25 protein-coding genes are annotated in these 26,454 nt (G+C 61.4%); 10 read left to right on the forward strand and 15 right to left on the reverse strand.

What is annotated here, in order from left to right:
* Positions 1–252: 252 nt before the first annotated feature.
* From leuA to AMK05_RS16130, 4 genes are all read right to left on the reverse strand, one after another.
* Entirely contained in the window at positions 253–1,986 is a 1,734-nt protein-coding gene (leuA, locus tag AMK05_RS16115) for a 2-isopropylmalate synthase (protein WP_064840044.1), read from the reverse strand.
* A 155-nt stretch (positions 1,987–2,141) separates the two neighbouring features.
* Positions 2,142–2,267, reverse strand: a complete 126-nt coding sequence (locus AMK05_RS35985) for a hypothetical protein (RefSeq protein WP_257784951.1) — start codon at positions 2,265–2,267, stop codon at positions 2,142–2,144.
* 79 nt (positions 2,268–2,346) lie between these two features.
* Positions 2,347–3,546, reverse strand: coding sequence for a benzoate/H(+) symporter BenE family transporter (locus AMK05_RS16125; RefSeq protein WP_064840048.1), 1,200 nt, complete (start codon positions 3,544–3,546; stop codon positions 2,347–2,349).
* Positions 3,547–3,733: 187 nt separating this feature from the next.
* Complete coding sequence (locus tag AMK05_RS16130) at positions 3,734–4,318, reverse strand: ATP-dependent Clp protease proteolytic subunit (RefSeq protein ID WP_049736158.1); 585 nt, start codon at positions 4,316–4,318, stop codon at positions 3,734–3,736.
* Between the two features lie 281 nt (positions 4,319–4,599).
* Between AMK05_RS16130 and AMK05_RS16135 the strand changes: the two genes are divergently transcribed.
* Positions 4,600–5,367: a DUF2076 domain-containing protein gene (locus AMK05_RS16135; protein WP_064840050.1), complete on the forward strand. Its 768-nt coding sequence runs from the start codon at positions 4,600–4,602 to the stop codon at positions 5,365–5,367.
* A gap of 135 nt (positions 5,368–5,502) precedes the next feature.
* Here AMK05_RS16135 and queF read toward each other — a convergent pair whose 3' ends face one another.
* From queF to AMK05_RS16165, 6 genes are all read right to left on the reverse strand, one after another.
* The gene (queF, locus tag AMK05_RS16140; protein ID WP_064840052.1) at positions 5,503–5,967 is read right to left on the reverse strand and encodes a preQ(1) synthase; all 465 of its coding nucleotides are present in this window, start codon (positions 5,965–5,967) and stop codon (positions 5,503–5,505) included.
* On the reverse strand, positions 5,967–6,881 hold the full coding sequence (gene emfA / locus AMK05_RS16145; RefSeq protein WP_064840054.1) for a CDF family cation efflux transporter EmfA: 915 nt from the start codon (positions 6,879–6,881) through the stop codon (positions 5,967–5,969). Before emfA ends, queF begins: the two co-directional genes overlap by 1 nt.
* A gap of 174 nt (positions 6,882–7,055) precedes the next feature.
* Positions 7,056–7,727: a DUF2161 domain-containing phosphodiesterase gene (locus tag AMK05_RS16150; protein ID WP_064840056.1), complete on the reverse strand. Its 672-nt coding sequence runs from the start codon at positions 7,725–7,727 to the stop codon at positions 7,056–7,058.
* Between the two features lie 14 nt (positions 7,728–7,741).
* Positions 7,742–7,978, reverse strand: coding sequence for a hypothetical protein (locus tag AMK05_RS16155; RefSeq protein ID WP_037078786.1), 237 nt, complete (start codon positions 7,976–7,978; stop codon positions 7,742–7,744).
* 118 nt (positions 7,979–8,096) lie between these two features.
* Entirely contained in the window at positions 8,097–10,286 is a 2,190-nt protein-coding gene (locus AMK05_RS16160) for an anthranilate synthase (protein WP_064840059.1), read from the reverse strand.
* A gap of 269 nt (positions 10,287–10,555) precedes the next feature.
* Entirely contained in the window at positions 10,556–12,808 is a 2,253-nt protein-coding gene (locus tag AMK05_RS16165) for a TonB-dependent hemoglobin/transferrin/lactoferrin family receptor (RefSeq protein ID WP_064840061.1), read from the reverse strand.
* A gap of 253 nt (positions 12,809–13,061) precedes the next feature.
* Between AMK05_RS16165 and AMK05_RS16170 the strand changes: the two genes are divergently transcribed.
* Entirely contained in the window at positions 13,062–14,054 is a 993-nt protein-coding gene (locus tag AMK05_RS16170; RefSeq protein WP_064841406.1) for an extensin-like domain-containing protein, read from the forward strand.
* Positions 14,055–14,139: 85 nt separating this feature from the next.
* Positions 14,140–14,367 carry a hypothetical protein gene (locus tag AMK05_RS16175; protein ID WP_064840064.1) on the forward strand — a complete coding sequence of 76 codons (228 nt, stop codon included), beginning with the start codon at positions 14,140–14,142 and terminating at the stop codon, positions 14,365–14,367.
* Here AMK05_RS16175 and AMK05_RS16180 read toward each other — a convergent pair.
* On the reverse strand, positions 14,346–16,025 hold the full coding sequence (locus tag AMK05_RS16180; protein WP_064840066.1) for a formate--tetrahydrofolate ligase: 1,680 nt from the start codon (positions 16,023–16,025) through the stop codon (positions 14,346–14,348). The two genes, AMK05_RS16175 and AMK05_RS16180, sit on opposite strands and share 22 nt — an antisense overlap.
* A 160-nt stretch (positions 16,026–16,185) precedes the next feature.
* Between AMK05_RS16180 and AMK05_RS16185 the strand changes: the two genes are divergently transcribed.
* On the forward strand, positions 16,186–16,716 hold the full coding sequence (locus AMK05_RS16185) for a TIGR00645 family protein (protein WP_082935678.1): 531 nt from the start codon (positions 16,186–16,188) through the stop codon (positions 16,714–16,716).
* 62 nt (positions 16,717–16,778) lie between these two features.
* Here the strand turns inward: AMK05_RS16185 and AMK05_RS16190 are convergent, their stop codons facing one another.
* Positions 16,779–18,425 (reverse strand): hypothetical protein, encoded by a 1,647-nt coding sequence (locus AMK05_RS16190; protein ID WP_064840068.1) that lies wholly within the window; start codon positions 18,423–18,425, stop codon positions 16,779–16,781.
* Here AMK05_RS16190 and AMK05_RS35280 point away from each other — a divergent pair.
* The 3 genes from AMK05_RS35280 to AMK05_RS16200 all read left to right on the forward strand — a co-directional run bounded on the left by AMK05_RS35280 (position 18,400) and on the right by AMK05_RS16200 (position 20,000).
* Positions 18,400–18,663 carry a hypothetical protein gene (locus AMK05_RS35280; protein WP_171899726.1) on the forward strand — a complete coding sequence of 88 codons (264 nt, stop codon included), beginning with the start codon at positions 18,400–18,402 and terminating at the stop codon, positions 18,661–18,663. The two genes, AMK05_RS16190 and AMK05_RS35280, sit on opposite strands and share 26 nt — an antisense overlap.
* Before the next feature lie 88 nt (positions 18,664–18,751).
* Positions 18,752–19,477, forward strand: coding sequence for a helix-turn-helix transcriptional regulator (locus AMK05_RS16195; protein WP_064840070.1), 726 nt, complete (start codon positions 18,752–18,754; stop codon positions 19,475–19,477).
* Between the two features lie 61 nt (positions 19,478–19,538).
* Positions 19,539–20,000: a hypothetical protein gene (locus AMK05_RS16200; RefSeq protein WP_064840072.1), complete on the forward strand. Its 462-nt coding sequence runs from the start codon at positions 19,539–19,541 to the stop codon at positions 19,998–20,000.
* Between the two features lie 112 nt (positions 20,001–20,112).
* Here AMK05_RS16200 and AMK05_RS16205 read toward each other — a convergent pair whose 3' ends face one another.
* The 3 genes from AMK05_RS16205 to AMK05_RS16215 all read right to left on the reverse strand — a co-directional run bounded on the left by AMK05_RS16205 (position 20,113) and on the right by AMK05_RS16215 (position 23,289).
* On the reverse strand, positions 20,113–21,243 hold the full coding sequence (locus tag AMK05_RS16205) for a DUF2333 family protein (protein WP_064840075.1): 1,131 nt from the start codon (positions 21,241–21,243) through the stop codon (positions 20,113–20,115).
* A 236-nt stretch (positions 21,244–21,479) separates the two neighbouring features.
* The gene (locus tag AMK05_RS16210; protein ID WP_064840078.1) at positions 21,480–22,553 is read right to left on the reverse strand and encodes a hypothetical protein; all 1,074 of its coding nucleotides are present in this window, start codon (positions 22,551–22,553) and stop codon (positions 21,480–21,482) included.
* A 133-nt stretch (positions 22,554–22,686) separates the two neighbouring features.
* Positions 22,687–23,289: a thymidine kinase gene (locus AMK05_RS16215; protein WP_064840080.1), complete on the reverse strand. Its 603-nt coding sequence runs from the start codon at positions 23,287–23,289 to the stop codon at positions 22,687–22,689.
* A gap of 235 nt (positions 23,290–23,524) precedes the next feature.
* Between AMK05_RS16215 and AMK05_RS16220 the strand changes: the two genes are divergently transcribed.
* The 3 genes from AMK05_RS16220 (at position 23,525) to choV (ending at position 26,450) form a co-directional block, all read left to right on the forward strand.
* Entirely contained in the window at positions 23,525–24,481 is a 957-nt protein-coding gene (locus tag AMK05_RS16220) for a choline ABC transporter substrate-binding protein (RefSeq protein WP_064840083.1), read from the forward strand.
* A gap of 74 nt (positions 24,482–24,555) precedes the next feature.
* Positions 24,556–25,401 carry a choline ABC transporter permease subunit gene (gene choW, locus AMK05_RS16225; RefSeq protein WP_064840085.1) on the forward strand — a complete coding sequence of 282 codons (846 nt, stop codon included), beginning with the start codon at positions 24,556–24,558 and terminating at the stop codon, positions 25,399–25,401.
* On the forward strand, positions 25,398–26,450 hold the full coding sequence (gene choV / locus AMK05_RS16230; RefSeq protein WP_064840088.1) for a choline ABC transporter ATP-binding protein: 1,053 nt from the start codon (positions 25,398–25,400) through the stop codon (positions 26,448–26,450). The genes choW and choV overlap by 4 nt, the downstream gene beginning before the upstream one ends.
* Positions 26,451–26,454 lie beyond the last annotated feature (4 nt).

The raw sequence follows: 26,454 nt of genomic DNA on the forward strand, positions 1-26,454 counted from the left end.
TGCTCGAAGGGTCGGATGAGGGGGCCACACGGCACAACATTCATTGTTGCCCTTCGCTTGCGCTCAGCGCATTCGCTCCTGTCGTCGCTCCCCTCATCTGCCTGCCGGCATCTTCTCCCCGCTGGGGAGAAGCGGACTCGTGGCGACGTTTCGCCCCTCTGACATTTCGGTTGTTGGAATGAGCCGACAGGATTGCTAACTACATCCTCAGGCCGCGCCCTACCGTTACGATCGCGGCCTGCCTTTGCCCGGTCAGGCCTTGCCGGCCTTCACGTCGAGCACGCGGTTTGCCGCCGAGACGATCGCTTCCAGCGATGCCGCGACGATGTTGGTATTGATGCCGGCGCCGAAGAGTTTGCCGCCGGGATAGGAGGTTTCGACATAGGAGATCGCCGCCGCGTTCGAGCCGTGCTGCAGCGAATGCTCGGAATAATCCTCGACCGACATCTCGATGCCGAGATAATGCGACAGCGCGTTGATGAAGCCGTCGATCGGGCCGTTGCCGCGCCCTTCGATGCGCTTGATCTCGCCATTGTCGGTGATCTCGGCCGCCACGATCCGCTGGCCCTTGTGCTCGGTATCGGGATAGGTGTGATGGTCGACAAACTTGAGGCGTCCATCGGGCTGCGTCACGTAGCGCTCGATGAAACGGTCGTAAATCCGCTTCGAAGGAAGCTCCTTGCCCTCGACGTCGGTAATGCGCTGGATATCCTCGCGGAATTCCACTTGCAGGTTGCGCGGCAGGTTCAGCCCGTAATCCTGCTGCAGGATATAGGCGATGCCGCCCTTGCCGGACTGCGAGTTGATGCGGATGATCGCCTCGTAGGAACGGCCGACGTCACGCGGATCGATCGGCAGGTACGGCACTTCCCAGACGGGATGGTTGGCGACCTGCGCCGCCTTCATACCTTTGTTGATCGCATCCTGATGCGAACCAGAGAAGGCCGTATAGACCAGCTCGCCGACGTAAGGATGGCGCTCGCCGATCGCCATCTGGTTGGAATATTCGAACACTTCCTTGATGCGCTCGATATTGGAGCAGTCGATCTCGGGATCGACGCCTTGCGTGAACATGTTCAGCGCCATCGTCACCATGTCGACATTGCCGGTGCGCTCGCCATTGCCGAAGAGCGTGCCTTCGACACGGTCGGCGCCTGCCAGCAATGCCAGTTCGGCAGCGGCGATGCCGGTGCCGCGGTCGTTATGTGGATGCAAGGAGATGATCAGGTTCTCGCGATTGTCGAGATTGCGGCACATCCACTCGATCTGGTCGGCATAGACGTTCGGCGTCGCCATCTCGACGGTGGACGGCAGGTTGATGATCAGCTTGTTACCGGGCGTCGGCTTGACCACCTCGATGACGCCATTGCAGATTTCCAGCGCCACTTCGAGTTCGGTACCGGTAAAGCTCTCGGGGGAATATTCGAAACGGTAGCCGCCGCCTGCCTTGTCGGCCATATCGGTGATCATCTTGGCGGCATCGACGGCGATCTGCTTGATGCCCTGCACATCCTTGGCGAAGACGACGCGGCGCTGCAGCTCGCTGGTCGAGTTGTAGAAATGCACGATCGGCCGGTTTGCGCCTTCCAGTGCTTCGAAGGTACGGGTGATCAGTTCCGGGCGGCATTGCACCAGCACCTGCAGGGAGACGTCGGCGGGCACGTTACCCTCCTCCACGCACCAGCGGGCGAAGTCGAAATCGGTCTGCGAAGCGGAGGGGAAACCGATCTCGATTTCCTTGAAGCCCATCTCCAGCAGCAGTTGGAACATGCGCGCCTTGCGGTCGTGGCCCATCGGGTCGACCAGTGCCTGGTTGCCGTCGCGCAGGTCGACCGAGCACCAGACCGGCGCCTTGGTGATGGTTTTCGTCGGCCAGGTGCGGTCGGGAATGTTCACCTGCGGATAGGCCCGGTATTTCACCGTAGCGTCAGGCATGCCTTTGGTGGAGGCCGTTTTTCTCTCGGAGAATTGCGTCGTTGCGTTCATCGTATCGTCTCCTCGTCCCGGCATTTGCTCCGCTCTTAGCCGATCATGTCAGGCTTGGCGATAAACAAATGCGGACCTTGTCGGTCGTTAGGTCAATTTTGAAAGTGAGTCGCGAGGAGCGATGGCCGTGCGGGCTTTCGGCCGCCGGGCGCTCCTCAAAGGACCCGGCAACCGCGCGTAAGGCCGAGGAGAAGAAGCGAGGTCAGGGCGCGCGTATTGTCACGCAGGGCGATGCGGCCGCGTGCAATCGTGTCGGAAATCTTGGCGCCAGTGGTCTTCATGGCCGCGCTTATAGCCTTGGGCGGCGAAACTGGCAAGCCCTTGCCCAGGCTTTTGGCCGCCGACCGCAACGACAGTCCGCTACCGCAGCTGGCGTCGGTCTTTCCAAACGCTCACCAGCCGCGACAGCGCCAACATCAGCCCGCCGGCGATCAGGCCCCAGAAAGCGCCGGAAATGCCGCCGAAGGAAACGCCGGAGGCGGTGACGAGGAAGGTGATCGCGGCCGCCTCACGCGAATCCGGCGCCTGGAAGGCCGACATTGCCGAGGAGGAGAAAGCCCCGACCAGCGCCAGCCCGGCCACCGCCTGGATCAGGATCGGTGGCGCAAGCGCGACGAAAGCCGTCACCGCGCCGGCGAGCAGCCCGAGGATGACATAACCGATGCCGGCGATCAGCGCTGCCCAATAGCGCCTCTTCGGATCGGTGTGGGCATCCTGCCCGGCGCACATCGCCGCGGTGATTGCCGCCAAATTGACCGCATGGCCGCCGAACGGGGCCGACAGCAGCGAGAAAAAGCCGGTGACGGCAAAGAGTGGACCTGGCTTCGGATCGTAATGATTGACCTTCAGCACCGCGATGCCCGGAATGTTCTGCGAAGCCATGGTCACGATGAACAGCGGCAATGCGATCGAGACGAGGCCGGCAAGATTGAATACCGGCCGGACGATTTCCGCGGTCGGCACCAGCGATTGTTCGAGCGAGGCGAAGGCGCCAGCGGGAATATCGACACCGAAGGCGAGCACCAGCACGAAGGCTGCGAGCGCCGCCGGCACCGCCCAGAGGCGCTTGAAGGCGCCGACGACAATCCAGGCGATGACGATCGGCAGGCCGAGGAGCGGATTGAAGCCGATCGCCTTTACCGGCGCGAAGCAGAGGCCGATCAGCACGCCTGACAGCATCGCATTGGCAAGCGGTGCGGGAATGGCAGCGACCGCCCGGCCGAGCGGCTTGAACAGCCCCGCGACGATAATCAGCGCGGCACAGATCAGGAAGGCCCCGACCGCCGCATTGAAGCCGCCTTCGATCGGCCCGGTGCTGGCCAGCAGTGCAGCACCCGGCGTCGACCAGGCGATGCTGATCGGCAATCGCGTGATGGCGCAGAGCACGATCGCGCAGACGCCCATGGAGATCGATAATGCCATCAGCCCAGACGCCGCCTGTGCATCCGTAGCACCGACCGCCTCAAGCCCGTGCAGCACGACGGCAAACGAGCTGGCGGAACCGACGAAGGCGGTCAGCAGCCCCATGAACAGGGCCTGGACGGAAAAATCTTTGAGCATGGCGGGACTCGCGATCTGCGGGAATGGCGCATGGAGCATGACGGTTGCCGCAGGCGCAAGTCCGAATTCAGCCCTTTCCGTTCAGGGCCTGCATCTCAATGCCGGCCTCCCCTTGCCGGCCTAAACAAAACGCCCTCGCCTGATATCCACAGGCAAGGGCGCTCCGACGGTTTTTGGCCGAGAAAACTCAGATATCGGCCTGCGACGTCACGATCCGCGAGACGAGGCCATAGTCCTTCGCCTCTTCCGCCGACAGCCAGTAGTCGCGATCCGTATCCCTGGCGATCTTTTCGAGCGGCTGGCCGGTGGCCGCCGCCATGATCTTGTTCAGGCGCTCGTTCATCTTGATGATCTCGCGTGCCTGGATCTCGATGTCGGATGCCATGCCGCGCGTGCCGCCCGAGGGTTGGTGCAGCAGGAAGCGGGTGTTCGGCAGGCACAGGCGCTGCTCCTTCGGAGCGGCGACATAGATCAGCGCACCGGCGGAGGCGACCCAGCCCGTGCCAATCATCCAGACCTTCGGCTTGATGAACTTGATCATGTCATGGATGGAATCGCCGGATTCGACGTGGCCGCCGGGCGAATTCACATAGATGCGGATGTCCTCGTCGCTGGCCGCGGCAAGCGCCACGAGCTGCGAGCAGACCTTCTGCGCCAATTCCTGATTGATCGGTCCGTAGATGAAGATCGAACGCGACTTGAAAAGATTCGCCTCCGTTTCCTTGCCGAGCGGCAGTTCCTTCGTCTTGTCGTCCTGGTCTTCGTCGTTCATTCGAACCTCTTGGAGATGAATTCGGCTTCCCCGCACATAGTGCGACTCAATGCCTAAAACAATGCGGGAAAAACACAAGGCACCGAAGCGATGGAGATATCCTTAAGAAGCCGCGCGCCGTTCTGCAAGCCTTACTGAAATGTAACGGTGGAAGGCTTTGAAAAGCCTGAATCGGTTCCTACCTCAACCTCACGCAGCGATAGCTGCACCGAAAAATCATGGAGCGGGCTTTACGCGTCCGGTCGGACACGGCAGCGCTCCGGACCAACAGGAGGCAGGACATGTCACCCGAAGAACGCCAATTGCTGACCGCCCTCTTCGACCGCGTGCGCACCGCAGCGGCCCAGCCGCGCGACCGCGACGCCGAGGCCCTTATCGACCAGGCGACGCGCGAGCAACCCTCCGCCACATATTACCTCGCCCAGGCCGTCATCGTTCAGGAAAAGGGGCTGGAAGCCGCCGCCAACCATATCAAGGAACTCGAGGAGCATGTCCGCCAGCTGGAAGCCGGCGCGAGCGAACACCGGCAGGCCGAACAAGGCGGCGGCTTTTTGAGCTCGATCTTCGGCAACACCCAGACGCAGCAGCCCGCACCCGTCCCGTCCAATCCCGGTCCTTGGGGGCAGCAATCCCGCGCCTATGACGATTCCCGCGGTTACGACCGCGATGGCCGCCAGCCGCAGCAGCAGCCGACCGGCCCCTGGAGCCAGCAGGCCTATGCGCCATCGGCCGGCGGCAGCTTCCTGCGCGGCGCGCTCGGCACGGCAGCCGGCGTTGCCGGCGGCATGCTGCTTGCCAACTCGCTGAGCGGCATCTTCGGCAACCACATGTCCTCGCTCGGCTGGGGCTCGCCCTTCGGCGCCAGCCCCTTCGGCAACGCCAGCGCCCCCACCGAGGAAACCGTCATCAACAATTATTACGGCAACGACGACACCCGTCAGGCGTCCGACAACGCTGCCGATGACGACAATGCCAATGTACAGCAGGCCGATTACGACGACGGCGACGATTACAGTGATGACTCGTCCGGCGACGTTACGGATGTGTGAGGTTTGACCGACAAGGATGGGTGGCAATTGGTATTCGATTGCCGCACCGTATCCCGGCCCTTCGCTTGGGCTCAGGGCGTTCACCGCTGCAATCGATTCACTGGATCGATTGCTCGGGCTGCGCCCGACCGCGGCTCACCCACGTCCGCGATAGGTGGCAACGCCCTGTTCCGGCAGCCAGACGCCTTCCGGCGGCTTGCCCGTCTGCCAGAACACGTCGATCGGAATGCCGCCGCGCGGATACCAGTAGGCGCCGATCCTGAGCCACTTGGGATCGAGCAGTTCGACGATGCGCTTGGCGATGTAGATCGAGCAATCCTCATGGAAAGCGCCGTGATTGCGGAAGGAATGCAGGAAGAGCTTCAGCGATTTCGATTCCACCAGCCATTCGCCCGGAATGTAATCGATGACGATATGGGCAAAATCCGGCTGCCCGGTCATGGGGCAGAGCGAGGTGAATTCCGGCGCGGTGAAACGCACGACGTAGTCGGTGCCGGCATGGTTGGACGGCACCTTTTCAAGCACCGCCACCTCCGGCGATTGTGCGGTTTCGGTCTGCTGGCCCAGCATCGACAGGCTGGAGGTATCGGTATTCGGCATCATGCCTCCTTGACGACTTTGACGCGGATGCCATGGGCCTTTTCACCCTCCGGCTCCACGTGAATGGCAATTTTGGCGCCCTCATGCACCGCACTGATGGCATCCTCAAGGCGGTCGCATATATCATGCGCCTGCCGCACGGACATAGTGCCGGGCACCACCATATGAAAATCGATGAAAGTGACGGCGCCGGCCCGCCTGGTCTTCAGGTCGTGCACACCGATCGAACCAGCTGCATGGGTGGCAATCGCCTGCTTGATCGCCTCCTCCTCCAGCGGATAGACGGCCTGGTCCATCAGCCCGCCGATCGATTGCGAGATCACTTTCCAGCCCTGATAAAGGATGTTGACGGCAACGAGAATGGCAAGCACCGGGTCGAAGATCGCATAACCGGTCGCCAGCGCCAGCAGCAGGCCGACGAGCACGCCGGCGGAGGTCACCACATCGGACATGATATGCTGCCCGTCGGCGGCAAGCGCTGCCGAGCGGTGTTTGCGCCCGGTCCGGATCAGCAGCCGCGCCCAGACCGCATTGATGACACCGGCCGCGACATTGATCGCAAGGCCGAGCACGGGCGCATCGAGCATGCGCGGCTCGGCGAGGTAGCCGACGGCCTCGTTGACGATCAGAAGTGCGGCGACGACGATCAGCACGCCCTCGGTGACGGCGGACAGATATTCCGCCTTGTGATGGCCGAAAGGATGGTCGTGATCGGCCGGCTTCTGCGCATAGCGGATGACGAAAAAGGCGATGAAAGCGGCAACGACGTTGACCGTCGATTCGAGCCCGTCCGACAGCAGTGCTACCGACCCGGTGACCCACCAGGCCACCATCTTCAGGCCCATGACGCCGAGCGACAGCGGAATCCCCCATATCGCCAGCGTCCGAACCGTAAGGTCGCCGTTGTCACTCATATCGTACCCCTGCGGTTGCGAATGAATTGCAGCTCTTAAGCCATTGAAACGCAAAACCGCCCACGCGGCTATCGCGAAGGCGGTTCAGTTGAAGGTGATATGGGTGATGAAGGAGGATTTGTCAAAGGGAATGAAACCTCGTTCACAGACGGCGTCTTCTCGATCAAGACCGGTTCAAGGAGCCGGGTCGGAAAGGACAGGCTGCGGCCAGCGCAACAGCGCGGCCTGCCCTGCCGGCGTCAGGGCGTAGATGCCCTTTTCTATACGCTCGAACCATCCATAGACATTGTCGCGCAGGATCGCTCCGGCATTGGCCGCAAGCGCCTTCATGTCCCGCGGCCGCTTCAGGCCCTGCTCGAGTGCCGAGGCGCAGAGCAGCGCCTGCTGACGATAGGCGGTCATGATCGGGGCGCGCGAACCGCCACCGACGGCGGGATCGCCACGGCGGCGCTGGTGCTCGCTGACGAGGCGCGAGCGCCGCTTCGGGTTTGTCCGGGGCATCGGCGAGATCGAACTGACGATGATGCTGACCTCGCCGCCATCGGAGACGCCGAGCATGCCGATACCGAGCCGCCGGCAGAGGTCGCGGTAGCGCCTGTCGGCCTCTCGCCCGCGCCCCTTGGCCGAAACGCGCGCCGCGATCCAGACTTCATCGCTCATCGCCGCACGGTCGACCGCCTGGAGAACGAGTTCGAGGTTGAAGGAGAGCTTCAGTTCGCAGACCACCACGACCGGCGGGTCGCCATCGCTCAAGCCGACGAGATCGCATTTTCCGACCTCACCCTTCACGACATAACCGGCGGCCTCCAGGAAGGCTTTGACGGGCAGGTAAAGCGACGTCTCCATGGCAGACCGATGCCTCAGGCGGCGTTGAGATCGGCAATCTCGCCATATCGCGCCAGCAGTCGCGGCGAGGACATATCGCCGGTTTCCTCGTCGACGATCACGGCATAGGCCGCCACGCCGACGAAACGCTCAGCCATCGCCGAGGCGATCTTTTCCGCGCTGACGGAGTTCGATGCCTGGCGCATTTCGCCGGGCACGAGATTGCCGCGGTTCTTGCGGTAAGGGAGAACGATGAACTTTTCACTGGCCACGGCAACGGGTTCCGGTTGATCGTTCCTGAAATGTTCTGATTTGCTAGGGAAAGTCAACCGAACTTTTCGGCAGACGCCCGCCCTTCCCGCAACCGCAGGAAAGGCGAAGGAATTGCGCTCAGGCAGCCTTCGTCTTCGCCTTGCGCGCCAGATGCGCCACGACATTTTCGATCATCCGCATGCCGGCATCGCCGCCGAGCGTCATGATCGATTCCGGGTGGAACTGCACCGCGGCGATCGGCTCCTTGGCGTGTTCGATGCCCATGATCGTGCCGTCCTCGCTTTCCGCCGTGATGATGAACTCGCGCGGCAGCGTCGAGGGATCGGCGAAGATCGAGTGGTAGCGGCCAACCGTCACTTCCCTGGAAAGGCCGGAGAAGACGATGCCCGGCTCCAGCACCCGGATGCGCGAGGGCTTGCCGTGCATCGGCAGCGCCAGATGGCGCAATTCCCCGCCATAGGCTTCGGCGAGCGCCTGCAGGCCGAGGCAGACTCCGAAGATCGGCAGGTTGCGCGCCCGGGCCTTCTTGATCGTCGCCTTGCAGTCGAAATCCTTCGGCGTTCCGGGTCCTGGCGATAGCACGACCAGATCCGGGTCCAGCCGGTCGAAGATTTCCTCCGGCACCGGCGTGCGTACCGTCGAAACGGTCGCCCCCGTCTGGCGGAAATAATTGGCAAGCGTGTGGACGAAGCTGTCCTCATGGTCGACGAGCAGGATGTTGACGCCCTTGCCGACGCTTGCGACATCGCGCTGGGTCTTGCCGGAATTGCCGGTCTTGGCGTCGCGGATGGCGGAAAGCATGGCAGAGGCCTTCAGTTCTGTTTCGGCTTCTTCTTCTTCAGGGATAGAATCATTGAGCAGCGTCGCACCGGCGCGCACCTCGGCGATACCGTCCTTGATGCGCACGGTGCGCAGCGTCAGGCCGGTGTTCATGTCGCCGTTGAAGCCGACCATGCCGATCGCGCCACCATACCATGCGCGCGGGCTTTTTTCACGGCTCTCGATGAAGCGCATCGCCCAGAGCTTCGGGGCGCCGGTGACGGTGACGGCCCAGGCGTGGCTGAGGAACCCGTCGAAGGCATCCATGTCGTCGCGCAGCCTGCCCTCGATATGGTCGACCGTGTGGATGAGGCGCGAATACATTTCGATCTGCCGGCGGCCGATCACCTTGACCGAGCCGGGCTCGCAGACGCGGCTCTTGTCGTTGCGGTCGACATCGGAGCACATGGTCAGCTCGGATTCGTCCTTCTTCGAATTCAAGAGCTTCAGGATCTGCTCGCTGTCGGCGATCGGGTCGTCACCGCGCTTGATCGTCCCCGAGATCGGGCAGGTCTCGATCCGCCGGCCGGAAACGCGCACGAACATTTCGGGCGAGGCGCCGACCAGATATTCCTGCTGGCCGAGATTGATGAAGAAGGAATAGGGCGACGGATTGATCGCCTTCAGCCGCTTGGAAATGTCGGAAGGCTTGCTCTCGCAGCGCTCCATGAATTTCTGCCCGGGGACGACTTCGAAGAGGTCGCCCTTGCGGAAACTTTCCTTCGCCTTGACGACGAGCTCGGCATATTCGCCCGGCCGATGATCGCTCTTCGGGGGAATGGCATCCGTGTGCTTGAACGGCTCCGGCGCGATGTCTTGCGCCTTGCCTTCCGTCGTCACGCCGCCTTTTGCGAAATCGTAACGGTCGATCCAGGCCTTGGCGGCGTAGTTGTCGACGACGAGGATCTCGTCGGGCAGGTAGAGCACCATGTCGCGCTGGTCGGAGGGCCGGGTCAGCTTCAGCTCGATCGCGTCGAACTGGAAGGCGATGTCGTAGCCGAAGGCGCCGTAAAGCCCGAGGCTCGCATCCGCCTGCGAATAGAACAGATCGGTGACGGCGCGCAGCACGGTAAAGACCGTCGGCATCTTCGAGCGCTCTTCCTCGGTAAACACCCGGTCCGGTGCCTTGACCGAGAGGTCGAGACGGCGGGCGGAGGAAGCGCCAAGCACGAGGTCGGCCACCGTTTTCAGCCGCTCGGTCACGAAGCCGAGCAGCACTTCGCCGCGTTCGTTATAGGCTTCGATCCAGACATCGCGCCCGAAGGAAGAGATGCCGAGCGGCGGATCGACGACGGCGGTGTCCCAGCGTGTGTAACGGCCCGGATATTCGTAGTTCGACGAGAACACCGCACCGCGGCGCTCGTCGAGCTTGTCGATATAGGAAGAGACCGCATCGCTGTAGGGGATCGCCCGCCGCTGCCGCGTGACGGATATGCCGCCCTTGGTCTCGTAGATTTCCGCACCATCATCCCGCAGGATCGTTACCATTGTTCCACTCCGTTATCGGGGCCCGGACGACAGGCGGCGATAAATAAAAAAGCCGCCTCGAAGTTTCGGGCGGCTCACTCGTCGTCGTCTTTGGACACGATTGGTCGAGGCCGCCTTAGCGAGCCCACCACCAAACAGCAATGTTCAAGGACTTGATCATGGGAAAATTGTTAGCCTGAGATCAGCCGCCGCGCAAGAGGCGATTGCGCGAATGAAAGGGGCAGCCCGAAAGCCGCCCCTGCCCCCAACCTTGAACGCGTAATCCGCAATCAGAACGTCTTGGTGAGCGAGACCTTGAAGGTACGGCCCGGCTCGGAATACCACTCCCGAGGCTGCGATGCCGTCGCCGAGCTCAGGTTGACCTCGCGCACGGCGAGCGCGTTGTAGTGCTCCTGATCGAAGATGTTGTAGACACCCCCCTGGATGCGCAGGCCCTTCATCTGCTCCGGCGTCCACCATGCCGTCAGATCGACGACACCGTAGCCTGGCGCATCGAATGTGGTGTCGGCGGTGTTGGTGACGGGCGTATTGAGGTGGTCGGTCAGCATGCCGGCCGAAAGCGTCGAGGAAAGGTCGAAGCCGAAGGTCTCGTTGCTCCAGCCGCCACCGACGATCGCCTTGAACGGCGCCACCGATCGCAGCCGCTGGGTAGTTTCCTCGTTCCTGCCATAGGCATAGGCAAGCGAGGCATGCAGATTGATGCCGTTGTTGAAGGTCTTGACGGCGCTGGCTTCAATACCCGAGATCGTGGCTGCTGCCACGTTCGTGTAATTGAACTCCGTGAATCCGGTCGCGTCGACGCTCGTCACCGTCTGGATGAAGTTCTGGTAGCGGGTGTGGAAAAGCGCGACCCTTCCGGCAACATCACCCGTGTCAAAATTGGCGCCGACTTCGATGCCGCGGCCGATTTCCGGTTCCAGATCGGGATTGCCGAGCTGGGCGTAGCGACCCGTGGGGTTGTAGAAACGGCTGTAGAGCTCGTCCACGGTGGGCGCGCGGAAGCCGACGGACAACTGCATGTAGAGCTCTACATCAGGCGTCAGGTCGTATGTCGCAAGGATCTTCGGCGACAGGGCGGCTTCCGTCCGGTCGCGAAGACCACCGAAACGCGTAAGGCCGGTATTATTGGCAAAACCGCCGCCGGTCGAAGGATCGTAGTTGAACCAGTCGAAGCGGAAGCCGGGTGTCAGCGCGAAGCCGGTGTTGCCGATTTCGATCTTGTCTTCGACAACAAGACCGAGAGTCTGGCTGTCCACATTGGGAACTTCGGCCTGGTTGTTCAGCGACGGGCAAGTGGTCGACGTGGGGCAAAGAGCCCAGCTATATTGGCTCCAGCTGGAGACGCCGACGTCGAGGCCGACGCGAACAGAGTGGTTGAGACCGGAATATTCGAAATCCTTCGTCGCGGCGCCGCTGAAGCCCCAGGTTTCGTTTTCGACCTCGTTGTTACGGCCATAGGCAACATTGGCGGTCGTGCGGCCCCTGCTGCCGGCTTCCTTCTTCAAATCCAGCCAATAAAGCGTGGCGCGCGCACTGCTGAAGAACGTATCTGAAGACTGCGCTTCATAGTCATAATCGAGCGATACACGATCGCGGTCGCGCAGTTCGCGGCCGTCATAATTGTCGATCATGTAGGGGCGTCCGGTTCCCTGCAGCTCTCTCAGGTCGGTGTTGAGATCGCGGCGGAACCGTTCCGCCGTCAGGCCGATGCGATGGCCGCCTTCCAGGTCCTGGCGCAGCTTGAAGAGCAGGTTATTCTGATCGAAGTCAGCCGGATTCGCCTCGGTACGGAAACGACCATAGCTGTCGTTATCGCCCATATTGTCGCGTTCATGGCCTTTGCGGTAGCCGCCCTGGAACAGGATCGACGTGCCGCCGATTTTCTTGGCGGCGGCAGCCGAGCCGGAAAGGCTCCTGTCTTCGCTGTCATAGGTCGACTTGACGATCGCACCCCAGTCCCGGCCTTCAGGAATGAGATCCTCCGGCTCCAGCGTATTGAGAACGATGGCGCCGCCGAGCATGCCCGAACCGCCCTTGCTCGAATCTGCGCCGCGCACGATATCGAGCGAAGACAGCGAATCGAAATCGAATGTGTCGCCACCGCCATTGGCGTTGGCAGGCGCAAAAGCGCCCTGGCGCGAGCTGTTCGAAATATAAGGGATCGGAATTCCGTCGATGGTGGTCAGGATGCGAGCACCGGAAAGGCCGCGCAGGTTGAAGCCTGCGTCGCCGCGCGAATAGTTCACGCCCGCATCGACGCTACGGCCGATATCGTCGTAATTGGTGACCTGCTTCTCTTCCAATTGCTTCTGGGTGATCTCCGTCGCAAGCGGCGTATCGGCGACGCTGCCCGGCGCCACGCGTTTGCCCTTGACGACGATCTTCTGCAGAACGGTGCTGTCATCCGTTGTCGCTTGCGGCGTGGTTGCCGGAGCGCTCTGCGCGAAAGACTGCGAAACTGGAAGAACAACTGCGGCTGCCGTGCAGACCAATAGCACCGAGCGCCAATACCGGACGATCATAACCTACCCTCTCATGATGATTACCGGGCTGGCTGGTCGTGGCGCGTCGAACGCTCGAGGGGCTGGCTGGGCTTTTGCGGATGAAGACGATGCAAAATTCCGCCTTCTTTTCGCCGCATAAAAAACATGAGAAGTTTTGTCAACATAACTTGAAAGGTTATGTTGAATATTATGATCAAGTTTTAACGATCCTCCCTTGCGTTGCGCAATTGCAACGAAAACCGCCATAATGCGTTACCCCTACGCGATCGACATGACGGAAACGGATGCGTTGAGAAAACTTTCGATATTGGCGATCCTTCTGGCCGCAGCCACCTTTCTTGCCGGTGCCCGCCTGCCCCCGCACGGCCCCTTACCCCAACCTCGACCGAATACCAGCGATACGACCAGCCCCACCCCGCTGCCCGATAAGGCCGAACCGCCGGCACCGGATGATGTGCCAGCACCTCAGCCAAAGCCTGATGTGAAGGAGCCGGAGACACCGGCGCCCGACCAGCCGTCGGCGCCCCAAACCGAACCGGCAAAACCCGAACGGCCAAAGCCCGAACCAATAAAGCCCGCACCGGCAGAACCGATGCAGGGCCCGCCGCTGCCGCCGGGCAAAGGCCCACAGCCGCCGGCGGAAGACAACAAGCCGCCTGCCGAACAGACACTCGAAGAGCAGCACCTGACGATCGAACCCGAAAGCGATGCCGAGCACGCCGAATGCACCGCCGCGCTCAAAGCCTTGGGCGTTGTCTTCAAGGACGCGCCGCGCATCGACGACGGCAACGGCTGCGGCATCGACAAGCCGATCGTCGTTTCCGAAGCCCTGCCCGGCATCACGCTGAAGCCGGAGGCGACGATCCGCTGCCCGGCCGCACTCGCCCTTGCCCGCTGGATGAAAGAGAGTGTTATTCCGGCAGCCACCGCCGCCCTGCCGGAGCAGGGCCGCCTCACGACTGTCAACCAGGCAACGTCCTATATGTGCCGCCTGCGCAACGGCGCCGGAACCGGCAAGATCTCTGAACATGCCCGCGGCAATGCCATCGATATTGCAAGTTTCCATTTCGAGAAAGGCGAAGATGTCGCCGTCCGCTCCCGCCGCGAGGACCCGACGCTGACCGGCGCCTTCCAGCGCACCGTCAGCGCCGCCGGCTGCCTCTTTTTCACCACCGTCCTCGACCCGGAAAGTGACACCGCTCACGAAACCCATTTTCACCTCGACGTGATCGAGAGAAAGGGTGGCTATCGCTATTGCCACTGATCATTCAGCGGCTGCGATTCTCGCTTGAATCGTGCAGCGAAATAACCAGATAGAAGCTGCAAATGGGTGGAGGGATCAGCGGCAAATGAAGATCATAGCGAACGTCATCGCGGTTCTCCTGATCGTCGCTGTCGGCTTTATCTTTACCGGTGAATTGCATTGGGGCTTTGCCATCGGAATGCTGTTTCTCGGGGCGCTGCAAAGCCTTTTCATCTGGCTGTTCATCGATCCGGACTTTGAAAAGCGCCGCGAGCGCCGCCTGCTCGAGCGCTTTGGCAAACCGTCGCCGGATCAGAACAAGCCTTCGATGTAACCCTGGTCGTTCAGGAAAATCCGCTCCGCCGACGGCGATTTCGGCAGGCCGGGCATTGTCATGATCTCGCCGGTGATGGCGACGACGAAGCCAGCTCCCGCCGAAAGCCGCACCTCGCGCACGGTGACGATGTGGCCTTCCGGCGCACCGCGCAGGTTCGGATCGGTGGAGAAGGAATATTGCGTCTTCGCCATGCAGACCGGCAGCTTGCCATAGCCCTGCTCCTCCCATGTCTGCAACTGGTCGCGCACCGCCTTGTCGGCCGTCACCTCGCCGGCATGGTAGATCTTCGAGGCAACGATTTCGATCTTCTCGAACAGCGAAATGTCGTCGCCATAAAGCGGCTGGAATTTCGCCTGACCGGATTCGGCCAGTTCCACCACCTTGTGCGCCAGTTCCTCGATGCCGGCCGAACCCAGCGCCCAGTGGCGGCAGAGGATCGCCTCGGCACCGAGCCGGGAGACGAATTCCTTCACCGCCGCGATCTCGGCGTCGGTATCGGAGACGAAATGGTTGATCGCCACCACGACCGGCACCCCGAACCGGCGCACATTGGCGACGTGGCGGCCAAGATTGGCACAGCCCTTCTTCAGCGTCGCGACATCCTCCGTGCCGAGATCTTCCTTCTTCACACCGCCATTCATCTTCAGCGCCCGGACGGTTGCGACGATGACCGCTGCATCCGGCTTCAGCCCGGCCTTGCGGCACTTGATGTCGAAGAATTTCTCGGCGCCGAGATCGGCCCCGAAACCCGCTTCCGTCACCACATAGTCACCAAGCTTCAGCGCCGTCTTCGTCGCCGTCACCGAATTGCAGCCATGGGCGATGTTGGCGAAAGGACCGCCATGCACGAAGGCCGGGTTATTCTCCAGCGTCTGCACGAGATTCGGCTGCATCGCATCTTTCAGGAGCACTGCCATGGCGCCGTCGGCTTTCAGGTCGCGCGCATGCACCGGCGTCCTGTCGAAGCGATAGCCGACGATGATATCGCCGAGCCGCCGCTCCAGATCCTTGAGATCGGTGGCAAGGCAGAGGATCGCCATCACCTCGGAGGCGACGGTGATGTCGAACCCGCCCTGGCGCGGGAAACCGTTGGCAACGCCGCCGAGCGAGGACACCATGCTCCTGAGCGCCCGGTCGTTCATATCCATGACCCGCCGCCAGGTGATGCGGCGAATGTCGATATTCTCTTCGTTGCCCCAGTAGATGTGATTGTCGATCATCGCCGCCAAGAGATTGTGCGCCGAGGTGATCGCATGGAAATCGCCGGTGAAATGCAGGTTGATGTCTTCCATCGGCACGACCTGCGCATAACCGCCACCGGCCGCACCGCCCTTGACGCCGAAGCAGGGGCCGAGAGAAGCCTCGCGGATGCAGACGATGGCTTTCTTGCCGATCCGGTTCAGCCCGTCGCCGAGCCCGACGGTGGTTGTCGTCTTGCCCTCGCCCGCCGGCGTCGGATTGATCGCGGTGACGAGGATCAGCCTGCCGTCCCTCTTGCCCGTTTGCCCGGCAATGAACTCGGCACTGACCTTTGCCTTGTCGTGACCGTAGGGAACGAGATGCTCGACCGAGATGCCGAGCTTCGCCCCGATTTCGAAGATCGGCTTCTTGGCCGCAGCACGCGCGATTTCGATATCGGTTTTGATCGATGGCATGGATGTTCCCCGTCCCGGCCTTCCGCAGGCGCGGAGGCGTTTGCTCTCTCTTCATCGGGATAGCGAAATATCGACGAGGTGTGAATAGCGCTGCGCCTTGCGGTCGCCACGCCCGACGTTTAAGTGGCGATCAACGATCGCGGTTTCTGAAAGTGAAGATATGAAAGCACTGGAACTCATCATCGAGCGCATTATCCTGTCGAGCCGCTGGATCCTCGTCGCCTTCTATATCGGCCTGGTCGCAGCGCTCGCCGTCTATGCGGTTTCCTTCGGCTACAAGCTGCTGAAGATCGCCGCCGGCGTCTTCGCCCTCGACGAGGCGGAGATGATCCTTGCCATGCTCAGCCTGATCGATGCGGCCCTCGTCGCGAGCCTGATCGTCATGGTGATGATCTCGGGTTATGAAAATTTCGTCAGCCGCTTCGATGAAGCCAGTGAAGCCGACAACGAAGTCTCCTTCCTCGGCAAGCTCGATTCAGGCAGCCTGAAAATCAAGGTCGCCTCCTCGATCGTCGCCATCTCCTCCATCCACTTGCTGCAGGTCTTCCTCAACGCCGACAAATATGCGGACGGCAAGATCATGTGGCTGACCTTCATGCACCTCGCCTTCGTCGCCTCCGCCGTCATGCTCGGCTTCCTGGAAAAGCTGATGAGCGCGACGTCGAAGAATGACTTGAAGGATAAGAGTTAGAGAATGGAAGAGCGGCGCCTCGAAAGCGGGACCGCCGAATTGCTCTCCTCCGCATGCTGATATCAATTTAGCGAAGCGGCAGTAGGAGCGATCCCTGCCTTAGCTTTTTTCGGGCACCGGAGACTTTCCTTGGCGTCGGGTCCGCACAGGCGAGAACCGGGTTCGTCACCATAAGGGATGATACCATTGATGATGCCGAGCTCGAGCGCCTGAGAACGAGGTATGGTCTTTTGCTCGATCGATGCCGCACGTACCATCGTCTCGAATGTCCCGGCATTGACTCCCATCTCGTCGACATAGGCGAAGAATTTCGTCTCTTTAGCCGTCGTGGGTCTGACGAGGCCGATATCGGAATATCCGACAAGGCGTGGCGTTCCGCTCATCAAGACGAGAGTACAGGTCGAAAGGCAGTATGCACCGCCAGCGGAGACCTCGCCCTTGGTCGGCCCGCTTTTGGCCATGCTCGCCTTGCAACGCGGATCCAGCGTCGGACAGTTCGGCAACCGCGTTCTGCCAATCGAGGTCTCCAGGCCAGCAGCCCGGATCATACGCCCCATGGCGAAAGCCGCATCCATGTCCCCGCCATTGGACTGAAGGACGACCGGCAGCTTTCTTTCGCGAAGCATTTTCAAGATCGCCTTCAGCCGAGCCGGGGTCTCCGCCGTAATGTCTCCTTCCGCAGAAATCCACTGCGTGCACTCGTCCTGGCAATTGCCGTCATACATCAGCAGAAAATCCATTGGCCGACTTTCCGGCGGAGTCTGGCTGGCGACCGCTGCCGCGTCCTGCGCGGGCGCTTCGGCCGCCGGACGGCGGTGACAAACAGCCTCAGCCGCCGCATCCAACGCGCAAAGCGGCATGCCGGGCCATTCATTATACGCCAGCACGTCGGTTGCGAGACCCATTCGAAGGGCGTCTTCGGGCGGTACGACGTTGATTTTGTCAGGCGTGGCACTCATCATCACACCGATCAGATCGGCGCTGACGCCCATTTCTTTTAGATAGGCTGCGAGCGCAGCGGCTGCCTTCTTTCCCAACTTGGTCGAACTGCTTTGCCCCGCTGATTTGCGTCCAACCTCCTTGCGGGAGATTTCCGTCTTCTTGCCGTTCACGATCTTGTATTCGATGCGGTAGGAAACGCGCACCTTGCTATAGATGGTGGTGATCTGGTGGACGCCGATGAACGCCCATTGCGGCGCCGCACGCACGGTTCCGCCGGCGAACACCAGCGGACAAGCGGAAAAGCAGTATGCACCATAGGAATAGGTGTCACCAAGCGAGGCCCCGTCCTTTGCCACAGCAGCATCGCAACGCATGTCTTCCGCCGGGCAATCCTTCAACCGGGTGCCGCCGACCGCTGTTTCCAGTCCGGCCTTGCGGATCATTCGGCCCATTGCATAGGCCGCATCGACTTCGCCACCCTCCGAAAGCAGGACAATCGGCAATTTCCGGTCGCCGATCTTCTTCAGAATTTTGCGGAGCTGAGCCGGGGTATCGGAGGTTATCCGTCCCTCCGCCGATATCCATTCCGGACAGTCTTCCATGCACAGCAGACTGCGCACGAGGATGAAGCGCATCGGCGGCTGCCCCGCCTGCTTCTTCTGCCCGCCGGCCTGCGAGGTTGCCGCTCCGATCGGCAGGGTCAGGAATAATAAAGAAAGTAATAGGGGAAACAGGGATTTCATGAAAAAAGAAATCGCAGAGCGCACGATTAAATTGCCTCAATTATACATGGCACGACGCTTAGCAATTGCATTGATCGCCAGCAAGCCGGTTTTCGACACTTGTTGCGCCAGCTCTTTCCAAGATGATTCTCTCCCTGCATCACCGCGCGACACCCATGACTATGAGCATGAGGAAAATCGAAGATACCAAAACGCTATATCCGTAAGTCGATACTCAACTAAAGCGCGATCTCCCGTCAATAATTTTACACAATATGAGTAAATCGGCCGAGGTTAAGCCAATTGGGACTAGCATCCGGCCGCCTTTCCGTGTTTGATAGCGTTAACATTGGGACTGCCGGGGCGTATAAATGTCTTACATGACCACCTCTGAAAGACAGTCATTGCTTTCGGCAGAACTTGCCGCTGCCCGAACGCGCAGCCTGTTTGCCCAAGCGCTCGGCAGGGTCTCTGCCGCTTTCGGATTGTCGCATGCGACGCTGATGCACGCCCCATCCCCGGAAGACCTCCTGTTGAAACCCCTGCTGATCGAAAGTTCGCTTCCGGCCGCCTATATCAGGGAGTTCGACCGCGCCCACATGATGCGCGGCTGTCCTTTTGGCTTACGGCTGCGGGAATCCGCCGTCCCACCTGCCTGGCACCTCAACGACGCCGTCAATGGTCAGGCCTTCCCGGCCGAACTGCGTGCACTGATGCTGCGCCATGCCATCCCGGCGGGCGTTGCCATGCCGACCATTACCGCCAATGGCCAGCGCCTGGTCTTCTGGTTCTGCGGCGAGCGCGCCGCGCTCAGCCAGAGCGAGGTCAATGAACTGGCAATGATCATTCTGCATGCGCTCGATGCATACAATGCAGTCAAGCGGAATGAGGAATGCGCGCATAACGTGCTATCGACCAGAGAGCTGGAAGTTGTGCGCTGGACTGCCCAGGGCAAGACCTCGATCGAAATCGGACAGATCCTGGCGCTCTCGGACCATACGGTGAATGCCTATATGACGAATGCGATCAAAAAACTCGATTGCGTCAACCGCACCCAGCTGGTCGCCAAGGCCATTCGATTGAAGCTGATCAACTGAGTATCGGAAGAGAGTCAGGACGTCGTCCCGTGATCTGGGGGACCCGTGATCTGGGGGAAACGTGTCTCTTCGCTTCGAACAGCCCCTCATTGACAAGGTGGAGCAATCCCGAGCCCACATTGGCATCACCGATGCGGAAATCGTCCAGATGCTTGCGGCCTATCGCCTTTTCGGCTTCTGGCGGATCGACATCGAGACGGGACATTTCTTTGCAAGCGAGGATGTGCACACGATCTTCGACCTCCCCTACAGCGTCGGTCCCGTCAATCTGACCGAGTTGATGTCGCGCATCCACGAGGATGACCGCGGCCTGGTCGCCCAGACCTTCGAAGAAGCGAGCCTTCACGGCGTCGGCTTCCATTTCGTATACCGCGTCGACAACCGGCTTGGCGGCCACAAGCTGGTGCGCAGCGTCGGCCGCTTCCGGGACGGTGAAAGCGGCGGCGGCATCGTCGGCGTGACCTATGAGTTCGTCGAGAAACTGCGCATCGTCGGCTTCGAGGACGATACGAGACCCCGCTGACTCCACGGGGTCTAAGACATGTCGCGCACAAGTGTGCAGCGGTTCTGCGGCAACGACATGCGCAAAAAGGAGCTAAAGCGCGAGGAGCGAATCTGGATGATCGCGACGCGCTTTAGCGGTCGAGCACCGAGCGGATCTCCACAATATTCGAGCGCACCCTGAGAATATAGAAGCCCATGGTGGCGAGATGGCTCGGCATGATCCAGCCGTCCTCGCGTCCGTTCGAGATGATCGCCGGCTGGATGCGCAATGCCGCCTGAAACTGCCGCATCGTGCTGCCCCAGACCGCGCCGAGATTGCGCTCCTGCACCACCTGCGAGAAATCCGCCTGCGCGGCGGCAAGGATGGCGTAATAGGCGTAGAGCTGGCCGTAGGCGAACCAGAACCGGTCGTCGGCACGCGTATCGAACCAGCCGCGATTGTGATTTTCCGAGCGCTCGGCGAGCATGTCGGACGTGCCTCCGAGATCGTTGGCAATCCGGTCGATGAACTGCATGAGGTTGTCGGCGCGGCCGTCGAAAATCACATTGCACGCGGAAAGATCGGTGTTGAACTTGCGCAGGCTGCCGATCGCCGCGCGGTAATAAGAGGGCGTCGGCGTCTTCGGCCCGAAGGGATTGAGCCCGAAATACCAGCTATGTTCGTCGAACTGCAGGTTGCCGCGGGCACTTTGCAGATCGTTGTTGATACCAGAGGTGCCGCGCACGCGCCCCAGCGTATCGACTAGCTCCGCCGACGTCCGCCGGACCGCCTGGTTGATGCCGCGCTGGAACGACGCCTTGTTGTCGAGGAAGGGCGTGTGATCCCAGTCGATGCCGAAAAAGCCCATTTTATAGAGCAGCATGGAGGATATCCATGCGTTCTGGTTGACGTTGAAGTCGGTCAGGTCAGCCGTCACGTCGACGATCGCCGAACGCTGGCAGCTCTTGCCCGCCGTAGCGTTGCTTCCCTCGGCGACCGGTACTTCCTGGCCGGCGGCAACCTTGCGCTCGGAAAGCCGGTATTGGTCGACAAAGGCGGTGTTGAAATTCGACCAGACCTGCGTCTGCCAGAAGAAATAGCCGTAGAGCACGACGAAGAGCGCCACGAGCGCGATGACCGGCAGTCGGATCATCCAGCTCCGGCGCTGATACCAGCCATGCGCGGCAAGAAAGGGCCAGAAGGCCCAGGCGGAAAACAGGCGGGCCCAGCGACCGATCGTCCGGCCGATCAGCCTGAAAAAACCGGCTATCCGGTCAAGCATCGTCGTCTCCTGTCAGGCGAGGCGAACACTACAGCGCCGCGCGTCTTTTCAGACGCGCTAAGGGCGCTGTAACACTTTCAATTACTGCAGAATTCCTTAAATCGATTCCGATTTAAGGAATTCTGCAGTGGGACATTGAATACCCACATATGCGCTCGACGAGCAGAGCACAACACGAGCCCTTCGATTTTTCGGATCGAAGGCATCGCCGCGCATCGCGAACCAGGCCCCGCAGGTCAGGAACGCAAGAAAGACAAGCTGATACGGAAGGACCTGCGCGCCGTGTCGATCAGAGGCGCTCCCGATGTCTCCGGCGAAGCTTCGGCATAGGTCGGAAACCTGCTGGTAAAGTCCAGATCGGCGCGGCTCTTGCGCCGCTCCAGATCCTGGGCGACCAGCATGCCCTTGTCGAACAGCCCGATCGGCGCGGCAATATCGGGAAAGAGTTCCGGCTTGATGCGCATCTTCATCCCCGGCCTGTCGGTATCGACCTGCGCCTGGTAGATGATCAGCCGCTCCTCAACGTCGATCATCAATTTGCGCAGCAGCACATTGCAGGCGGCAATCCGCCCGTTCAGCGAATCGACAAAGCTCTGGAACAGACCGATGAAACGCTCGCGCCGCTGGCTGTCGTCGCGCATCTCGTGCTCTCCGGCGGAAATCTGCTCGGCTTCCGCCTTCAGCGCCCGCCGCTCCGCCTCCATCTGCTCCCAATGCGCCCTGTTGCCGTAGACGCCGATACGGCCCTGCGTCGTCAGCGCCTTGGCGTTGAGCTCCTTCATTTTGAGGCGGGCGATATCGATGGAATCGACCAGCCGGCGCCGTTGCTCGACGATGTCGACGAGACCGCGTTCGGCGGCCCTGTGCCGCTCGATGATCGCAGCGCGCTGGCCGCCGATCAGCCTGGCGAGCGCATCCGATTTCGACAGAAGGTCGAGCAGCCGCTCGATGACCGGGGCCTCGCGCACGCGCTCGGTATACATACGCCACATCCGCTGGCGCGACGTCCAGCCGGCCATCTTCTCGCGCAGCGTCAGCCCCCGGAAGCTGTCGAGATCGGCGGAAACCTCGGCCGTCAGCCGGTCGAGGGAAAAGACCAGCTCGGCCTGCAGGGCGTCGAGTGCTGCAGCATCGGCGATATGGGCCTGGAAACGGGCATTCTGCTCGAGGAAAACCTCGTCGGCCGACCGTGCGTCATCGCTGCTGAAGGCGCTGATCGCGGCCACGCAATAGGCTCCGTCTGCCGCAACCCTCTCGGCAAGGCTGCCGGCAGCTTCGTATTGGCTTTGGAATGGCGGAGGTTTGCGCACAGGCTCTCCAGGGAATCTCGTATTGCCCAAGCTAGAGCATGATGCCGAAAAGTGTGAAGCGGTTTTCCGCTCGGAATTGCGTAAAATGGAAAGCACGTCGCTTGCGCCTCTAAAAACAGGCGGCATCGCGGCTTCAGGCCGGCTCGGCGATCCAGGCCCCGTTCATCGCTTCGTCCCAATGCCTGCGGCACAGCGAGACATATTTCTCATTGCCGCCGACATCGATCTGCGCGCCTTCGTGCAGCACTTTGCCTTCCGCGTCGAGCCGCACCACCATCGTCGCCTTGCGCCCGCAATGGCAGATCGTCCGCACCTCACGCATTTCGTCGGCGATCGCCAGCAGTTCCTGCGAGGCCGGAAACAATTTGCCCTGGAAATCGGTTCGGAGGCCGTAGACCATCACCGGAATGCCGAGCCTGTCGACGACGCGGGCAAGCTCCCAGACATGGGCAGGCGTCATGAAATGCGCCTCGTCCACGAAGACACAGGCAATCGGCGCTCCTTCTCCACTCAGCGTCGCAATCAGCCGGAACAGGTCCTCGTGCGGTTCGAAGGGAATGGCGCTCGCCTCCAGCCCGATCCGCGAGCCGATGACCCCCCGGCCGGTGCGCTCGTCGAAGGCAGCGATCAGCTGCACCGTGCGCATGCCGCGCTCCTGGTAATTATAGGAGGCCTGCAGCAGCATCGTCGACTTGCCGGCGTTCATCGTCGAGTAGTTGAAATAGAGTTTTGCCATCCGATCTCTCCTTGATCGGTTATTGAAAGCTCAGAATGGCAAAGAAAAGCCCCCTATGGGCGATAACCACAGGAATTCCAGCCCGAAAACCGCCGAGCCGCCTCAAAATCAGGTGCCGCGCAAAATCCGCCGACGTCGCAATCGCATGGGTCGATACGACGCAAACGCACTGAGGTCGCTTGTCAAACTCGGCTATTGGTGGTTGGCTTGGGAACTTAAAGACTGGGAGTCTAAAATGAAAACAACAAGCACGTTCAAACTCGTTACCGCAACTGCCGTCGCCGCCCTCTCCGTTGCGACCACCGTCTTCGCCGCCGATCCCGACAGCTGCTCTACCGTCCACTTCTCGGATGTCGGCTGGACGGATATTACCGCCACCACCGCCACCGCAGCCGTCGTCCTGAAGAGCATCGGCTACCAGACCGACATCAAAGTTCTCTCGGTGCCGGTCACCTATACCTCGCTGAAGAACAAGGACATCGACATCTTCCTCGGCAACTGGATGCCGACGCAGGAAAAGGACGTCCGCCCCTATCTCGACGACAAGTCGGTCGAATCCTTCGGCCCCAACCTCGTCGGCGCCAAGTATACGCTCGCCACCAACGCAAAGGGCGCGGAACTCGGCATCAAGGACTTCAAGGACATCGCCGCCCACAAGGACGATCTCGACGGCAAGATCTACGGCATCGAGCCCGGCAATGACGGCAACCGCCTGGTCATGGACCTGATCGAAAAGAACACCTTCGGCATGAAGGACATGGAGGTCGTCGAATCCTCCGAACAGGGCATGCTCGCCCAGGTCGCCCGCGCCGAAAAGGCAGGTAAGCCCGTCGTCTTCCTCGGCTGGGAACCCCATCCAATGAACACCAACTTCAAGCTGACCTACCTCACAGGCGGCGACGACGTCTTCGGTCCTGATTTCGGCGGCGCCAAGGTCTATACCAATGTCCGCGCCGGTTATCTCGGCGAATGCCCGAATGTCGGCGCGATGCTGAAGAACCTGACGTTCTCCCTCGAAATGGAGAACCAGATCATGGGCAAGATCCTCGACGACGGCAAGGAGCCGGAAGCGGCGGCGACCGAATGGCTGAAGGCAAACCCTTCTGCGCTCGAGCCCTGGCTCGCAGGCGTCAAGACCCGCGACGGCAAGGGCGACGCGCTGGCGGCCGCCAAGACCGGCCTCGGCCTTTGATGATATGAACGGGGCGGCTCGCCGCCCCGTTTCATTTTTGTCCGATTGTTGATTTTTTTTGGATAGGCGCTCCCTTGAATTGGATCACCGAATTTAAAATTCCCATCGGCTTAGGGGCCAAAGCCTTCGTCGACTGGCTGACCTCGAACGGCGCATGGTTCTTCGACCAGCTCGCCTTCCTCCTGTCCAGCGCCATAGACGGCCTGCTTTTCGTGCTGCAGAAGCCTCACCCGCTGATCGTCATCGCTGCCATCACCGCCATCGCCTTCTGGCTGCGCCGGTCGATTGCGATCGCCCTCTTCACCTGTCTTGGGCTGCTGCTCATCGTGAACCAGGACTATTGGAAGGAGACGACGGAGACGCTCGCCCTCGTGCTGGCCGCCACCTTCGTCTGTATGGTGATCGGCATTCCGCTCGGCATCGCCGCCGCCCGCCGTCCCTGGGTCTATGCCGCAATGCGCCCGGTGCTCGATCTCATGCAGACCATCCCGACATTCGTCTATCTGATCCCGGCGCTCATCCTGTTCGGCCTCGGCATGGTGCCGGGCCTGATTGCCACCGTCATCTTCGCGATCCCCGCCCCCATCCGGCTGACGCGCCTCGGCATCATCTCGACGCCGCCGTCGCTGGTTGAAGCCGCCGTCGCCTTCGGCGCCCGGCCGATGCAGGTGCTGCGCAAGGTCGAACTTCCCTTCGCCGCGCCGCAGATCATGGCGGGCCTGACCCAGACCATCATGCTGTCGCTGTCGATGGTGGTTATTGCCGCCCTCGTCGGCGCTCCCGGGCTCGGCGTGCCGGTCGTGCGCGCGCTGAACACCGTCAATATCGCGAAAGGCTTCGACGCCGGTTTCTGCATCGTCATCCTGGCGATCATTCTCGACCGCATATTCCGCGCAGGGGACGAAGGAGACGGCGCATGACAGCGATAGATTTCAAGAATGTCAGCATCATCTTCGGCGATCGGCCGCAAGCCGCCCTTGCCATGGCCGACCAGGGCAAAACGCGTGACGAAATCGGTGCAGCCACCGGCCTGGTGCTCGGCGTCGCCAATGCCTCGCTGACGATCGAGGAAGGCGAGATCCTGGTGCTGATGGGTCTTTCCGGCTCAGGCAAGTCGACGCTGCTGCGCGCCGTCAACGGGCTCGCTCCCGTGGTGCGCGGCGATGTCGCGGTCTCCACAACGACCGGCTCCGTCAACCCCTATAAATGCAATGCCAAAGCCCTGCGGGAACTGCGCACCCACACCGTCTCCATGGTGTTCCAGCAGTTCGCCCTCCTGCCCTGGCGCACCGTCGCCGAGAATGTCGGCTTTGGCCTCGAGCTCGCCGGCATGCCGGAGGCGGAGCGCAAGGTCCGCATCGGCGAGCAGCTCGAACTCGTCAACCTGTCGAAATGGGCCGACCGCAAGGTCAACGAACTCTCAGGCGGCATGCAGCAGCGCGTCGGGCTTGCCCGCGCCTTTGCCACCGGCGCCCCGATCCTGCTGATGGACGAGCCGTTCTCGGCGCTCGACCCTTTGATCCGCACCCGCCTGCAGGACGAGCTTCTGGAGTTCCAGCGGCGGCTGAAGAAGACCATCCTCTTCGTCAGCCACGATCTCGACGAGGCCTTCCGCATCGGCAACCGCATCGCCATCATGGAGGGCGGCCGCATCATCCAGTGCGGAACGCCGCACGATATCGTCAAGAACCCCGCCGACCAGTATGTCGCCGATTTCGTGCAGCATCTCAACCCGATCACCATGCTGACGGCGGCCGACGTGATGCAGCCCGGACTCGGTCAGACAGCCGCCGGCATGAGCGTCAGCGCCACGGCCCGCGCCGAGACCCCGCTCGTCGATATCCTCGATGCCCTTGCCCGCCAGCCGGGCAGCATCGGCATCGTCGAGAACGGCACGATTGTCGGAACCATCTCGGCCCAGGATATCGTCGCAGGCCTGACCCGACATCGCCGCAAGCAGGACGCTTGATGTT

Source organism: Rhizobium sp. N324 (assembly GCF_001664485.1).
In the GTDB taxonomy this organism is placed as follows: domain Bacteria; phylum Pseudomonadota; class Alphaproteobacteria; order Rhizobiales; family Rhizobiaceae; genus Rhizobium.